The 14,961-nt window shown below is 63.5% G+C and carries 13 protein-coding genes; 6 read left to right on the top strand and 7 right to left on the bottom strand.

What is annotated here, in order from left to right; translation table 11 throughout:
- Window positions 1–96: 96 nt before the first annotated feature.
- The gene (locus GUY40_RS13570) at window positions 97–807 is read left to right on the top strand and encodes a YebC/PmpR family DNA-binding transcriptional regulator (RefSeq protein ID WP_166569456.1); all 711 of its coding nucleotides are present in this window, start codon (window positions 97–99) and stop codon (window positions 805–807) included.
- A gap of 40 nt (window positions 808–847) precedes the next feature.
- Here GUY40_RS13570 and GUY40_RS13575 read toward each other — a convergent pair whose 3' ends face one another.
- Window positions 848–2,137: a leucine-rich repeat-containing protein kinase family protein gene (locus GUY40_RS13575; protein WP_166569457.1), complete on the bottom strand. Its 1,290-nt coding sequence runs from the start codon at window positions 2,135–2,137 to the stop codon at window positions 848–850.
- Between the two features lie 148 nt (window positions 2,138–2,285).
- Between GUY40_RS13575 and GUY40_RS13580 the strand changes: the two genes are divergently transcribed.
- On the top strand, window positions 2,286–4,169 hold the full coding sequence (locus GUY40_RS13580; RefSeq protein WP_166569458.1) for a propionyl-CoA synthetase: 1,884 nt from the start codon (window positions 2,286–2,288) through the stop codon (window positions 4,167–4,169).
- A 351-nt stretch (window positions 4,170–4,520) separates the two neighbouring features.
- Here GUY40_RS13580 and GUY40_RS13585 read toward each other — a convergent pair whose 3' ends face one another.
- On the bottom strand, window positions 4,521–5,519 hold the full coding sequence (locus GUY40_RS13585) for a bile acid:sodium symporter family protein (RefSeq protein WP_166569459.1): 999 nt from the start codon (window positions 5,517–5,519) through the stop codon (window positions 4,521–4,523).
- Window positions 5,520–5,604: 85 nt separating this feature from the next.
- On the opposite strand from GUY40_RS13585, the gene GUY40_RS13590 reads away from it, so the two are divergent.
- Window positions 5,605–6,393 (top strand): helix-turn-helix domain-containing protein, encoded by a 789-nt coding sequence (locus GUY40_RS13590; protein WP_166569460.1) that lies wholly within the window; start codon window positions 5,605–5,607, stop codon window positions 6,391–6,393.
- Here the strand turns inward: GUY40_RS13590 and zapE are convergent.
- From zapE to GUY40_RS13605, 3 genes are all read right to left on the bottom strand, one after another.
- Complete coding sequence (gene zapE, locus GUY40_RS13595) at window positions 6,390–7,538, bottom strand: cell division protein ZapE (RefSeq protein ID WP_166569461.1); 1,149 nt, start codon at window positions 7,536–7,538, stop codon at window positions 6,390–6,392. The genes GUY40_RS13590 and zapE overlap by 4 nt on opposite strands.
- Window positions 7,539–7,625: 87 nt before the next feature.
- Window positions 7,626–9,128, bottom strand: a complete 1,503-nt coding sequence (locus tag GUY40_RS13600; RefSeq protein WP_166569462.1) for a HAMP domain-containing sensor histidine kinase — start codon at window positions 9,126–9,128, stop codon at window positions 7,626–7,628.
- A complete protein-coding gene (locus tag GUY40_RS13605) occupies window positions 9,125–9,841 on the bottom strand; it encodes a response regulator transcription factor (RefSeq protein ID WP_166569463.1) in 717 nt (238 codons plus the stop codon). The genes GUY40_RS13600 and GUY40_RS13605 overlap by 4 nt, the downstream gene beginning before the upstream one ends.
- 183 nt (window positions 9,842–10,024) lie before the next feature.
- On the opposite strand from GUY40_RS13605, the gene msrB reads away from it, so the two are divergent.
- The 3 genes from msrB to msrA are packed head-to-tail and all read left to right on the top strand — an operon-like array spanning window position 10,025 to window position 13,066.
- Window positions 10,025–10,543, top strand: coding sequence for a peptide-methionine (R)-S-oxide reductase MsrB (gene msrB, locus GUY40_RS13610; protein WP_166569464.1), 519 nt, complete (start codon window positions 10,025–10,027; stop codon window positions 10,541–10,543).
- Between the two features lie 35 nt (window positions 10,544–10,578).
- Complete coding sequence (locus tag GUY40_RS13615) at window positions 10,579–12,342, top strand: cytochrome c biogenesis protein DipZ (protein WP_166569465.1); 1,764 nt, start codon at window positions 10,579–10,581, stop codon at window positions 12,340–12,342.
- A gap of 16 nt (window positions 12,343–12,358) precedes the next feature.
- A complete protein-coding gene (gene msrA, locus GUY40_RS13620; protein WP_166569466.1) occupies window positions 12,359–13,066 on the top strand; it encodes a peptide-methionine (S)-S-oxide reductase MsrA in 708 nt (235 codons plus the stop codon).
- 3 nt (window positions 13,067–13,069) lie between these two features.
- Here the strand turns inward: msrA and GUY40_RS13625 are convergent, their stop codons facing one another.
- Both GUY40_RS13625 and GUY40_RS13630 read right to left on the bottom strand, forming a co-directional pair.
- A complete protein-coding gene (locus tag GUY40_RS13625; RefSeq protein WP_166569467.1) occupies window positions 13,070–13,753 on the bottom strand; it encodes a glutathione S-transferase family protein in 684 nt (227 codons plus the stop codon).
- A gap of 44 nt (window positions 13,754–13,797) precedes the next feature.
- Window positions 13,798–14,949 carry a M14-type cytosolic carboxypeptidase gene (locus tag GUY40_RS13630; RefSeq protein WP_166569468.1) on the bottom strand — a complete coding sequence of 384 codons (1,152 nt, stop codon included), beginning with the start codon at window positions 14,947–14,949 and terminating at the stop codon, window positions 13,798–13,800.
- Between the last annotated feature and the right edge of the window lie 12 nt (window positions 14,950–14,961).

The following is a 14,961-nucleotide window of genomic DNA, read 5'->3' on the forward strand; positions in this document are numbered from 1 at the left end:
ACAAGGGCTGAGTTTCAAATTCTACGGGATTGTCGATAAACTGGCGCAAAGTGCCGATCGCTAACGGAATCGGCGCACCGAGCAAGAGAGTCAGTAATGGGCGCACAGTGGAAAGCTAAACACCGAGAAGCAGCAGCCAACGCCAAAGGGCGGATTTTCGGCAAGCTCGCCAAAGAAATCCAGATCGCTGCCCGCGCGGGTGCCGATATCGAAACCAACTCGCGCCTGCGCCTGGTCCTGGAGCAGGCCAAAAAGGCGTCGATGACGCGCGAGACCTGGGAACGGGCGATCAAGAAAGGCTCGGGTGTCGGCGGCGATGCCGTCCAGTACACGCTGGTCAAATACGAAGGTTTTGCCCCGCACCAGGTGCCGCTGATCGTCGAGTGCCTGACCGACAACGTCAACCGCACCGTGGCGCAGATCCGCGTGCTGTTCCGCAAGGGTCAGCTGGGCGCTGAAGGCTCGGTGTCCTGGGACTTCAACCATGTCGGCATGATCGAAGCCACCCCGGACACAGCGGATGCCGATCCGGAAGAAGCCGCCATCGAGGCCGGTGCTCAGGAGGTTGAAGAGGCTGATGAGGGCGCAACCCTGTTCATCACCGAGATCACAGACCTGGACGCGGTGCAGAAAGCCTTGCCTGGCCAAGGTTTCACCGTGACTTCGGCGAAGATCGGTTATATCTCGAAGAATCCGGTCGATCCGACCAGCCTCTCCGAAGCGCAACTGGCCGAAGTCGAGGAGTTTCTGGAGGCCATCGACGGCAATGATGACGTGCAGAACGTCTATGTCGGTTTGGCAGGTTAAGTGACACCCAGCGCGCTACTGTGTATAGCGCGCTGCTTTTTCATACAGGCTGCAGGCGTCGATGGATTTCTGCAAAGCTCGGTCTTTGCATGACCTGCGCCAGCAGACAGCTTTGCTGCAAGGCTTCCATTGCCGGATCGCTGTCATCACCGCGCTCCAGCAATTCCCCCAGCAATATTCCGAAGGCCCTGACTTCGATGCGTTGCAAGGCCTGCGCCATTGTGCCTGCCGCCTGCGGATAAAACGCCGCCGCACCGAAATCCCCCAATAGGGCTTGACCCTGCTCGGTACACAACACGTTGTGTGCATACAGATCGCCGTGATTGATGCCCAGGCTGTGCAGGTGTTCGGCTGCCGACGCGATGGCGCAAGCCAGTCGACGGACGGCTACAGGGGTGAAACGCGCTCGCTCGGGATAGATATCACGCGTGCAGGATTCAAGGCTCGGCGGCCCTGCCAGATTGCCCAGCTGTGGGTCGATCAGATCCATCACCAGCCCGGCCAGCCCCTGCGGATGGCCGCTGACCCGACCCTGGACGCCAATCAGGTGCGGGTGTTTGCCTGCGATCAACGACGCGCTCATCTCATGATGCGGCAGGCCATCGCTGGTGATGTTGCCCTTGTACAGCTTGACCGCCACTTCACACTGCTGCGGTTGCCGGAAAGCCTGGTGGATCACCCCGGAAGCGCCTTCTCCCAACGTGTGATGCAAGGTCAGGTGCTGCCAGTCGATGGTTGCCCTGTCCGGCTCCGGCGGCGGCTGGAAACCGTCCGGCAGCGGGTTACCGGCGAACGCCAGCCAGGCTAGATTCGGCATCTGCAGCAGCCACAAGGGCAGGGCGCTTAAACGGTTGGCGGCCAGACGCAGCAATTCCAGTTGCTGACAGCGCGCCAGGCTGTCGGGCAGTGCGGTCAGGCGGTTGCCGGAGAGCATCAGCTTTTGCAGCTCCACGCAGTCGCCCAATTGCTCGGGCAGCGTCTCGATGCGGTTGTCGGTCAGCACCAGGCTGCGCAGGCGTGGCGCCAGGGCGCTGGCCGGTACACGCTCGATCTGGCAGCCCCTGAACCCCACCACCTGCAGCGTAGGGCACTGGCCGAGGCTTGCCGGTAGTTCAGTGAACGGGTTGTAGGAGCAAAACAGCACGCGCAGGTGTTTGAGCCGCCCCAGATCGTCGGGCAGGCTGCGCAGGCTATTGCCGCTCAGGTTGAGCACTTGCAGCGTGTCGGCCAGGGAGAAAATCTCCTCGGGGAAGTGCTCCAGCCCGCAGGCCAGGTCCAGCCGCGTGCTGCCCGCCAGGCGGCCGGCTTTCAAGTCGTCGAGGGTATGCATGGAAAACGGTGCTGCTCCAGAAAATCGCGGCGGCCATGATACCCGTTCAGGGCATGCGCGTTACGACCTTGGTCACGTGGCAACCTGCGCGTCTGCGGCCATACTCAAGGTTCGCCCTTCAATAACAACAAAGCACAGGGTAGTACTGATGAATTACCAGCAATGCTATGACCGCTCCATTGCCGACCCTGCGGCCTTCTGGGCCGACCAGGCGCAAGAAGTGGCCTGGTACCGCAAGCCCACCCAGATACTGACGCATAATCCCGATGGCACCGACCAGTGGTTTGCCGATGGCCAGCTGAACAGCTGTTACCTGGCGCTGGACCGCCAGATCGAGCTGGGCCGGGGCGAACAGGCCGCACTGGTGTACGATTCGCCGGTCACAGGCGTCCAGCAATCCTTCACCTACCATCAATTGCGCGACGAAGTGGCACGCCTCGCCGGTTTGCTGCAGGCACTCGGGGTGCGCAAGGGTGACGGGGTCATCATCTATATGCCGATGGTGCCTCAGGCGGCCATGGCGATGCTGGCCTGCGCGCGCATTGGCGCGGTGCACTCGGTGGTGTTCGGTGGCTTTGCCGCCAATGAGCTGGCCTTGCGCATCGATGACGCCCGGCCGGCCTTGCTGCTGACCGCATCCTGCGGCCTGGAGTTCGACCGCGTCATCCCCTATAAACCGCTGGTGGACCGAGCCCTGGCGCTGGCCAAACACCGGCCCGCGCGGGTGCTGGTGTGGCAGCGCCCGCAATGCGAGGCCGAACTGCTGCCCGATCGGGACCTGGATTGGCGGGCGGCGCTGGCCCATGCGCAGCCGGTCGAACCGGTAGCGGTCGCCGCGGGGGACCCGCTGTACATCATGTACACCTCCGGCACCACCGGGAAACCCAAGGGGATCGTCCGCGAGAACGGTGGCAACGCCGTGGCGCTGGGTTTTGCCATGCGGCATATCTACGGTATGCAGCCTGGCGATGTGTGGTGGGGGATTTCCGACGTCGGCTGGGTGGTGGGTCACTCGCTGATCGTTTATGGGCCGTTGATGAACGGCTGCACCAGCGTGTTTTACGAGGGCAAGCCGATTCGCACCCCGGACGCGGGCGTGTACTGGCGGATCGTCGAGCAGTATCGGGTCAACGCGCTGTTCTGTGCGCCCACGGCCATGCGCGCGATTCGCAAGGAAGACCCGGAAGGGCACTTGCTGCGTCGGTATGACTTGAGCTCGCTGAGGCAGTTGTTCCTGGCCGGGGAAAAACTGGATTCCAGTACCCATCAATGGCTGGAAGCGATGACTGGCAAGCCGGTCCACGATCACTGGTGGCAGACCGAAACCGGCTGGCCGGTGACCGCGCCCTGCGTCGGCCTGCCCGGTTCCGGCGCGCGTGCCGGCTCCAGCAACCGTGCCGTGCCGGGTTATGCCGTGCGGGTGCTGGACGAAGAAGGCAGGGTCCTTGGCCCGGGCGAACAGGGTTCGATCGTGATCGCCTTGCCATTGCCGCCGGGCTGTAGCCAGACCTTGTGGGGTGACCATTCGCGCTACCTCGAGGCGTACCTGAACACCTGGCCGGGTTACTACCACACCGGTGACGGCGGCTACCTGGATGACGAGGGGTTCGTCTACATCATGGGGCGCACCGACGATGTCATCAATGTGTCCGGCCATCGCCTGTCGACCGGTGAAATGGAAGACCTGGTGGCACAGCATCCGGCCGTCGCCGAATGCGCGGTGATCGGTATTCAAGACCCGATCAAGGGCCAGGTGCCGCTGGCGCTGGTGGTGCTCAAGGACGGTTGCGAGGTGACCGAGCAGGCGCTGCAAGCCGAACTGGTGGCGCGGGTGCGCGAGCAGATCGGTGCGCTGGCGTGTTTCAACAAGGTTCAGGAGGTCAAGCGCCTGCCAAAAACCCGCTCGGGGAAAATCTTGCGGGCGGTGCTGCGCAAACTGGCCAATGGCGAGGCGTGCAGTGCGCCCTCGACCATTGATGATGCGACGATACTGGTGGAGATCGAGGCGGTGCTGGAGGCGCATCGGGGCTGAAAAACCCGGTTTGCACGCCGGGTCGATTCGAAGCCGGCTTCAGCCTCGAAGGGGTGCGCAGTGCCCAATGCCAGTCAGTTAAGGCGAATTACATGTGGGAGCGGATTTATCCGCGAATGAAGGCTCCGCGCAATGCCTGATAAACCGCGGTGTCTGAATTCGCGGATAAATCCGCTCCCACATTAGGTTTTCGGCGTTCCATTCCTTGACTGACCGGCATTGGGGCAAGCCCGGCTCTCATCACGGGGTCCGTGCCTTGACTGACGGGCATTGGGCGCAGTGCCCCCCAACTTTTAGGCCTGCTGCGCAGGCCATCGCGGCTAAAGCCGGCTCCTATCATTAGGTTATTGCCTAGGGATCTACCTGGCCCATCAGCTCGGGCACCGATTCCGGGCGTTTGGCGAATCGCTGCGCCAGCACCGCACAGACCATCAGTTGAATCTGGTGGAACAGCATCAGCGGCAGGATCAACACGCCGATGGTGCTGCCGACGAACAGCACCTGGGCCATCGGCACGCCGGTCGCCAGGCTTTTCTTCGATCCACAGAAGAGGAGGGTAATGCGGTCTTCCTGGTTGAAGCCAAAGGCCTTGCCCAGCACGGTGGAGGCCAGCAACACCAGCGCCAGCAGCACGCAGCAGACGATCACCAGCCCGGCCAAATCCCGTAGCGGGATCTGCTGCCAGATGCCTTCGATCACCGCCTCGCTGAACGCGCCGTACACCACCAACAGGATCGAGCCCTGGTCGACGAACTTCAGCCAGTGCTTGTTGCGCGCCACCCAGGCGCCGACCCAGCGTCGGGCGATCTGGCCGGCAATGAACGGCAGCAACAGTTGCCCGCTGATCTTCACAATGGCATCCATCGTCGAGCCGCCGTCACCGTGCACGTTCAGCAGCAACGTCACCAGCAAGGGCGTCAGGAAGATCCCGATCAGGCTGGACGCCGCCGCACTGCAAATCGCCGCGGGGATATTTCCCCGCGCCAGTGAGGTAAAGGCAATCGCCGACTGAACCGTGGCGGGCAGGGCGCAGAGGTAGAGCATGCCCATGTACAGGTCGTTGCCGATCAGCGGCGACAACAAGGGCTTGAGCGCCAGACCGAGCAGCGGGAACAGCGCGAAGGTCAGGCCGAACACCAGCAAGTGCAGGCGCCAGTGGCCGGCACCGGCAATGATCGACTCGCGCGACAGTTTGGCGCCATGCATAAAAAACAGCAGGGCGATGGCGCTGTTGGTCAGCCAGCCAAAGCCGACCGCGACCTGTCCGCTGACGGGCAGGAAGCTTGCGAGCAGCACCACGCCGACCAATGTCAGGGTGAAATTGTCGGGTAAGAAACGAGGACGGGTCATACGCATCATCATCCGGGGTTGCCAAATACGTTGCGGCGACTCTAACGTGCCTGCTGATTACCGACTAACGCCGATGAGCCAACAGATGTCGCCTAAAGGACATGAAAAACCGGTCAGGCGCAGTATTCCCGGACTGCCCAGCCTGCCACGACCTATTTACGGTCGAACCGAATCGCTGCCCAATCGGGCGCTGACGCGACGCCACAGCCACCCTTGGGTGCAGTTGTCCTACGCGATTCAGGGCGTGCTCGAGGTGCAGACCAGCGCCGGGCGCTTCATCGCACCGCCGCAGCGCGCGGTGTGGATTCCGGCGGGCATGCCGCACCGGGTGTTGAGTTCGCCACGCACGGAAATGCGCAGCCTGTACCTCGATTGCAGTGTCACGGGCTGGGCGGCGGCGCATTGTCAGGTGCTGGGCGTGAGCGAGCTGTTGCGGGAGTTGATCCGGGCGTTCAGCGAATTTCCGGTGGAGTACGAGCTGGAGGGGGCGCACGGACGGCTCGCCCAGGTCCTGCTGGATCAGCTGGCCGCCGCCCCGCAACTGGACCTGATGTTGCCACTGCCTCATGACATCCGCTTGCGCCAGATTTGCCGCAGCCTGCAGCTGCACCCGGAGCAGCAGACAACGCTGGGTCACTGGAGCCAGAAACTGGCGGTGACAGAGAAAACCCTCAGCCGGCTGTTTCTGCGCGATACCGGTCTGACCTTCCGCGCCTGGCGCCAGCGCTTGCGATTACTGGGCGCGCTGACGCCGCTGGAGACGGGTGAGCGTGTCACGGATGTGGCGCTGGCCTGTGGCTACGACTCGACGTCCGCTTTTATTGCCGCCTTTCGCGAGCACTTTGGCACCACGCCAAGGGAATTCTTCCGTTAAACAGCGCCGAGCGCCGCAGGCCCGACTTCCACTAGCTGCCCCAGGCGGCTGCGGGTCCGTGCCAGATCCGCCGCTGTCCCACCCAGGCTGTCGCGCAGTGGCCTTTGGCCAATCAGCAGCAGGCGCTTGTCCTGGTCGTAGAGCACGTCGATCAGGTTGATAAACCGCTGTTGTGCCGCCACCGTGCAGTCTTCCAGGTTGGGTAGGCGGTCGATGATCCAGGTGTCGAAGCGTCGGCTCAGTTCCAGGTAATCCATCACCGCCGTCGGCTGCTCGCAGATATCGCTGAAGTCGAAGCGGATGGTGCGCTCATGGCACAACCGCGCCTGCAGCTCGCGCGTACCGACCGCCAGGGCAAAGGGCGGACTGTCCAGCGGCGGCAGTTGCAGGGCCTGGCGTTGGGCTGTGCAGCCCGGCCAGACGTAATGCCCTTGGGTGAATAGCTGACCGATTCCCGACTCCGGCTGGCTGCGGTAGTCATGTGCGCCGCCGACTTCCATCACCTGCATGTGCGCATTGATCAGCTTGATGACCGGCAAGAAGCGCTCATGATAGAGCGGGTTGGGCAGCAGGCCTTCAGGCGGATAGTTGGAGGTGATCAGCAGAAAGATCCGGCGCTCGAACAGCGCCGTGAACAGCCGCTTGATCAACATCGCATCGCCGATGTCGTGCACATGGAATTCGTCGAAACACAGCAACCGGCAATCCTGGAGCAGTTCATCGAGGGTCATGCCCAGGGCGTCGTCCTGGCCGCGATGCCTGAACATGCCCTGATGCAGCTGGGCGAAGAAATCATGAAAGTGCAGGCGGCGCTTCTGGCTGATCGGCACGGCGCGGAAAAACCCATCGAGCAACCAGCTTTTGCCGCGTCCCACGGCACCGTGCAGGTACAGGCTACGCGCGCTCGCCTGGTCCAGTTGCCCGGCCTGCTGGGCCATGCTCTGGATCACGCGTTGCTGGCTATGGCTCAAGGTGTAGCCTTGCTGTCTGGCCTTCTTGCGAAAATAATCGGTGATCTGTTGGCCGTGCCCGCCTGGTTCACTGCCCACAGGTTTGCCAAGGCGTTTGCCGAGCGTGCGCAGGGGGGCGCTCAGCCATGATTTTTTCGGCGGTAGAACGGCCAATTGAAGAGTCCTCGCATGCATTCCAGGCTCGCTGGCGCGAGCGGCGCTAATTTAACCGACCGCCCGCCAAGCCGAAAGTCCAATAGCCTGCAAGCGTCGTAACCGGTACTAAAGTGCCAGGCGCAACCGCGTGGCGGACTTTTCGTCTACCGGCAACCCGAAGCGAAAGCTTGCGCCACGCCCGGGCAGGTCCACCAGCTGAATCTGCACACCATGCAGCTGCAGGATCCGGTGCACGATGCGCAGCCCCAGGCCACCATCACGACGCGCCCCGCCGATGGTGAACGGGCGCAGAAACAAGCCTTCGCGCAGGGCAGCATCGATGCCGGGGCCGCTGTCGCTGACTGTCACTTCGACCATAGCGCCTTGCGCGACCAGGGTGATTTCGACCTCGCCGCCCGCCGGGGTGTGGCGCAGTGCGTTGTCCAGCAGGTTGGTCAGCACCCGCTCGATCAGGCCCAGGTCAGCGCAGGCGGCCGAGACGCCCGGGGCGATATTGGCCTTGAGCGCCACCTGGCGTGCTTCGGCGGTCAGTTCGAATTTCTGGAACACGTCCTGGACCAGATCGGTCAGCGAGAAGCGCTCCAGCACCGGCTGCACGAAACCATGTTCCAGGCGCACCAGTTCCAGCAACGACTGGGCCAGGCCACCGACCTTGCGGCTCTGGTCCAGGGCGATGCCCAGGTAGCGCCGGCGTTCGGCGGGGGTCAGGCTGGCGTCCTTGAGCGAGAGGGTTTCCAGATAGCCGTGCAGAGAGGCCAGCGGCGTGCGCAGGTCATGGGAGATGTTGGCCACCAGTTCGCGGCGCTCCTGCTCCTGGCGGGTCAGCGAGCGCCATTGCTCGCCCAGGCGGGTTTCCATCTGCCGGAACGCCGCATCGAGCACGGCGATCTCGTCCTGGCTGGCGGTTTTATCGTTCGCTTCAACGGCTGGCGGGGCAGGCGCTGGCGCGGGGGCGCCATCGATGTCGAAGCGCCGCACGGTGTCGGTCAGCCGGCGCAATGGCCGGGTGATCAGGGCAAAGGCGGTCAGGCCGGCCACCAGGCACAGCAGCGCGACCATTACAATCGACCACAGCGCGGTGCTGAGGGCCACACCGGTTGCCCCGCGCTCGGCCAGGCGGTCGTACTCTTCGCTCAGCAACACCACGTAGAGATAACCGGTCTGGTGGCCATTGGCGCGCAGCGGTGCGACGCTGAACACTTTGCGCCCGTCGTCACTGCGAGGGTCATCACCGAGCACCGGCAGGGCCGCGCCGGCCAGCAGCCGCCGCAGCGGCGCCAGATCGACCTGCTCCCGGCGCAGGCGCCCGGCCGGTGCGGCATTGCCGATGACGCGCCCCTGGTTGTCGAGCAAGTACACCTCGACGCTGGGGTTCACCTGCATGAGTTTGCTGAACAGGTCGCGCAGCGCCTCGGGCTTCAGGCCGCTGGCGTCCATCAGTTGGGTGTCACCGGCAATGTGTGCGGCCAGATCGCGAGATAAGCCCTGCACCACTTCCAGCTCGTGCATGCGGGTGGAGCGTACCTGCATCCAGACCGACGTGCCGCTGCACACCAGCAGCAACAGCGCGAACACCACTGACAGGCGCTGGGTGAGGGTCAGTCTCATGGCAGATCCTCGGGGTTGGCCATTTTGTAGCCTCGCCCCCACACGGTGAGGATGCGTACTGGCTGGGCCGGGTCGGTTTCGACCTTGGCCCGCAGGCGGTTGATATGGGTATTGACGGTGTGCTCATAGCCTTCGTGGTTATAGCCCCAGACGGCGTTGAGCAAGTCGATGCGCGAGAACACCTTGCCCGGCTGGCGCGCGAAAAAGTACAGCAGGTCGAATTCGCGCGGAGTGAGGTCGAGCAGGCGGCCTTCGAGTGAGGCCTCCCGGGTCAGCGGGTCGATAAACAGCCCGGCCGCGTTCAGGCTGCCAGCGTCCATTTTCAGGTTGCGGGCCATGGCATCGACCCGGCGCAGCAGGGCTTTGACCCGCGCCACCAGCTCCAGCATGGAAAACGGCTTGGCCAGGTAATCGTCGGCCCCCAGTTCCAGCCCCAGCACCCGGTGCATTTCGCTGGAGCGGGCGCTGGTGATGATGATCGGCGTGTAGCGGGTCATGGCCCGGGCGCGGCGGCAGATTTCCAGGCCATCGACACCGGGCAGCATCAAGTCGAGGATCAGGGTGTCCCAACCGCCCTGCTCGAGCAGGCGCAGGCCCTGATGACCGTCGGCGCAATGGACGACCTCGAAATGCTCATCGCGCAGGTGCAGCACGATCAGGTCGGCGATGTGCTGGTCATCCTCGACGACGAGGACGCGTTTGGCTTGATCCATCGAGACTCTCCCTGGAACGGCCCCTCACTTCTTCATCAGAGTTTGGGCTAGTACGTTCGCCCCATTGTGCAAGTTTTCCGGCGCCGAAGTTGTCACGAATTGTTTAACTCTGCGTGAGGATTTGGCGATCAGCGACCCCTTAGGCTTTACCCAATACCCACGCGGTCATTCGGGAGAAAGGCCATGTTATCCAGACGACAATTGCTGGTTGCCGGTGGCAGCCTTGGCGCGGCAGCGCTGGCGATCGGTGTGCTGCCGAAGTGGCTGGCGGCATCCTCAGCCGCGGATGCGGGCCCGGCCACGGCGGCGCAAGCCTTTGAAATCAGCCACACCGACGCGCAATGGCGCGCGCTGCTGAGCGCCGAGCAATACCAGGTCCTGCGCAAGGAAGGCACCGAACGCGCCTACAGCAGCCCACTGAACGACGAGCACCGGGCCGGCATCTTTGCGTGTGCCGGTTGCGGGTTGCCGCTGTTTTCGTCGACGACCAAGTTCGACAGCCACACCGGTTGGCCCAGTTTCTGGCAGCCGCTCGAGAACGCCGTGGCGGTACGTACAGATTCTTCCTACGGGATGGTGCGCGACGAAGTGCACTGTCGTCGCTGCGGTGGCCATCTGGGCCACGTGTTCAATGACGGACCACGCCCCACCGGCCTGCGCTACTGCATGAACGGCCTGGCGATGACCTTTACGCCGGCCTGAGCCTGCGCACCTTTACCCTGATAAGGAAGGACGTTATGTGGCTTCTCATACTTGCCTACCTGGGTGGCGTGCTGACCATCGTCAGCCCATGCATCCTGCCGGTGCTGCCCTTTGTGTTCGCCCGCACCGGCCAGCCTTTCCTGCGCAGTGGCTTGCCGCTGCTGGCGGGGATGGCGCTGACCTTTGCGCTGGTCGCCACCCTGGCCGCCGTCGGCGGTGGCTGGGTGGTGCAACTGAACCAGTACGGCCGCTGGCTGGCGTTGATTTTTGTCGCGCTGTTCGGGCTGACGCTGCTGTTGCCGCACTTGGCCGAACGCCTGACGCGGCCGTTGGTGGCAGCGGGTAACTGCCTGTCGCTCGCCGCCGGCAACGATCCGCGGCCACGGCCGGGGGCTTCCCTGTTGATCGGGGTCGCTACCGGCTTGCTGTGGGCACCGTGCGCCGGTCCCATACTTGGGCTGTTGCTGACCGGTGCGGCCCTGCAAGGCGCCAACATCACCACCACCTTGCTGTTGCTGGCCTACGCGGCGGGTGCCGCCACTTCGCTGGCTCTGGCGCTGTTGATCGGCGGCAAGGTGTTCACCTTGATGAAGCGCTCGCTGGGCGCCGGTGAATGGCTGCGCCGGGGCCTGGGCGGGGCGATGCTGGCCGGCGTCGCGGCGATTGCGCTGGGCCTGGATACCGGCATTTTGGCGAAGCTGTCCACGGCCTCCACCGGTGGGCTTGAGCAGGCGCTGGTCGGCCGTCTGGCCGGCATCGGCCCGTCCGGCAGCGGTGCGATGATGGAGCAGGGCGCGGCGATGAAAGCCTCCAATCAACAGGCCTCGGTGTTGCCGGTCGAAGGCACGCTGCCGGCGCTGGATGGTGCCGTGCAATGGCTCAACTCGCCGCCGCTGACGGCAGAAGCCTTGAAAGGCAAGGTGGTGCTGGTGGATTTCTGGACCTACTCGTGCATCAACTGCCTGCGCAGCTTGCCGTACGTCAAGGCCTGGGCCGACAAGTACCGCGACCAGGGGCTGGTGGTGATTGGTGTGCACGCACCGGAGTTCGCCTTCGAGCGTGACATCGACAACGTCACCCGGGCCATGCGCAAGCTGGGCATCGATTACCCGGTGGCCATCGACAATGACTACCGGATCTGGCGCGCTTTCAATAACCAGTATTGGCCGGCGCACTACTTCGCCGACGCCCAGGGTCGCATCCGCTATCACCATTTTGGCGAAGGCAAATACGCCGAATCCGAGCGGGTGATCCAGCAGCTGTTGCGTGAGGCTGGCGCCACTCAGGTGACGGCGGGCCTGGCCGAGGTCAGCGGGCAGGGCGTGCAGCAAGCGCCGCAAATGGGCGCAATGCGCTCACCGGAGACCTATCTGGGCTTCGAGCGGGCCAGGCACTTTGTCTCGACCCAAGCGTTGGCGCCGGACCGCGTTGCCACGTACACGCCGCCGGCAACCCTGGCGCTCAACGAATGGGGCCTGCAAGGGCAATGGACCATTGGCGCCGAGCACGCCAGCCTGGTGGCGGCGAGCGGGCGCATCGTCTACCGCTTCCATGCCCGCGATTTGCACCTGGTGCTGGGCCCGGGGGCGGACGGCAAGCCGGTGCGTTTCAAGGTCACCATCGATGGCCAGGCGCCGGGTGACGCCCACGGTACCGATGTGGCGCCCGATGGTAGCGGCCGTGTGACCGAACAACGGCTCTATCAGCTGGTGCGTCAGCGCGGCGAGGTGCAGGACCGCACCTTCAGCATCGAATTTCTCGACCCGGATGTTTCGGCCTACGCCTTCACCTTTGGTTGATTCAGGAGTGTGCGCCATGACTGTTTTTGCGAAATATGCGTCGGGGCTGATGGGCTTGTTGGCGCTGGCGTTTGCCGGCCCCGGCAGCGCCTTTTCCTTCGGCACAGGTAGCGAGGGCGTGGTGATCGCCGCGCCCGCCCTGGACGAAACGGCCAAGACCGGCAGCCAAACCCTGGTCGTGGCCGGTGGTTGCTTCTGGGGTGTGCAGGGGGTGTTTCAGCACGTCAAGGGCGTGACCCGTGCGGTCTCGGGCTATGCCGGGGGCGCCGCCGACACCGCTGACTATGAACGGGTCAGCGACGGCGACACCGGGCATGCCGAAGCGGTACAGGTGACCTTCGACCCGGCACAAGTGAGCTATGGCACGTTGCTGCAGATCTTCTTCTCGGTCGTCCACAATCCCACCGAGTTGAATCGTCAGGGCCCCGACAGCGGCACCCAATACCGCTCGGCGATTTTCCCCCAAAGCCCCGAACAACAGCAGGTCGCCCAGGCGTACATCGCCCAGCTTGATGCCGCCGGTGTGTACGGCAAGCCCATCGTGACCCGGCTGGAGCGCTTCAACGGCTTTTATCCCGCCGAGGATTACCATCAGGACTTCCTGACCGAGCACCCGATGTATCCCTATATCGTGGTCAATGACCTGCCCAAGGTCGCGCAGTTGAAGAAGCTGTTTCCCGATCGCTACCGCGATGAACCGGTGTTGGTCAAAGGCGGCTCATAAGGCTTATTCATCGTCCAGAAAGCGCTTGGGGATAGCCTCCTTGAACGGGAACAGCTTGAACCAGGGCCGTGCCTCTTCCAGCACCCGCTCGAAGGAACGGCGTTTGAGCAAGCGTTCGAAATACGCCGTGAGGTTGCGGTGGCTGGCGGGGAACGGCTCGACGATCGAGGCATAGAACAGGGCCGGAGCGGCGGCGCAATCGGCGAGGCTGAAGCGGTTGCCGATGGCCCAGGCCTTATCCGCCATCTGTTGCTCGATCATGTTGTAAGCGGTGCGCAGGTTGGCATGAGCGTCGGCCACGCCGAGCACATCGCCACCGCCTTCGGGGCGCAGGCGGTCGGCGACAATTTTCTGCATCGGCACTTGCACATAGAGGTCGAAAAAACGGTCCCACAGGCGCGCCTGCAGTTGAGCCGCCGGGTCAGCGGGGAGAAACCGCGTCTGGCCCGGGTAATGCTGATCGAGGTATTCGATGATGATGCTGGTTTCCGGCAGGGTCAGCTGCTGTCGGGCGTCGTACAGCAGGGGGATCTTGCCCACTGGCCAGCGTTCGAGAAAGGCCTTGTTCGCCTCGGCATCACTGAAGTCTACGGTGTGGGCGGTAAAGGGTGTGTCGTTCTCGTAAAGGGCAATCAACACCTTGTGGCAGAACGAGGCCAGCGGGTGCAGATAAAGGGTCAGTGCCATGGGGAGGTCCTGTAGTGGGCTGTGCTGGAGGTGACCTTCTGGATTCAACGCAACTTCGGGATCAGGTGCGCAAAGGTGCTCAACACATCCTTGCCCAGCTGCGCCGATCGCTTGCCGGACCAGCCGGTGAGGGCATCCGGTGCATCGTCGTGATCCTTGAACGGCATCTCCAGGGTCAATGACAGGCAGTCGTACTTCTCCCCGACGGCGTTGCACGCCAGGGTCATGTTGGCTTGGCCAGGCTGATCGCGCTTGTAGCCATGGGTGGTCTGGAAGTCTTTGGTTTGCTGGCTCAGGTGGCTGCGAAAGGCCTGTTCAAGCTCGGCGATGCGCGGCGTATAGCCTGGGTTGCCTTCGCAGGCCGCAGTAAACACATGGGGGATTTCTTCATCGCCATGGGCGTCGACAAACAGGTCCACACCGTGCTTGTTCATCTGTTGCTGGACAAAGAACACTTCCGGGCTGTGTTCGGCGCTGGAGTCCTGCCAGGCGCGGTTCAGATCCTTGCCCATGGCATTGGTGCGCAGGTGGCCATGGAAGGCGCCGTCCGGGTTCATGTTCGGCACCAGGTACAGGTCAGCGCTGGCCAGCAGGGCCTTGAGTTCTTCGCCACCGTCCTGTTGCAAGCGCTCGATCACTCCCTCCATGAACCACTCGGCCATGTGTTCGCCGGGGTGCTGTTGGGCAATGATCCACAGCTTGCGCTTGCCGGGTGCGCCATCGCCCTTGCGCAGCAGGGGAATGTCCCGGCCTTCTGCGCTCTTGCCCACGGCCAGCAACTCGAGACCGGCGTCGTTGACGGCCCGTGCGATCAGTTGCTCATGCCGGGCGCGGCTGTAGGGCTCGAAGTAGGCAAACCAGACCTGGCCTTCACGGGCTTCAAGATCGAAGCGCAAGGCCTGGCCGTCGAAGCGGCTGGGGACGCGAAACCAGGTGCTGTGATCGTAGGAGGCCACCGCGTTGTAGCCCTGCCAGGCCTTGTTGTACGAAGACTGCCCGGCGTTTTCCAGGCTGAAGCCGTAGTGCTCACCCGGCGTCATGCCGCTGACCTTGAAGTGGAACCATTGAAAGTGCTGGCTGCGGGTATCGGGGCGGATGGCCAGGCGCACGTTGCCGGGCTCGCTGGCGTCGATCAGTTCGATGTTGCCGCTGTCGAAGTCGGCGCTGATCAGAAGAAGAGTTGCTGGCACGGTCATGGCCTCATCAAT

This window comes from Pseudomonas sp. R5(2019) (assembly GCF_009905435.1).
Classification (GTDB): Bacteria; Pseudomonadota; Gammaproteobacteria; order Pseudomonadales; family Pseudomonadaceae; genus Aquipseudomonas.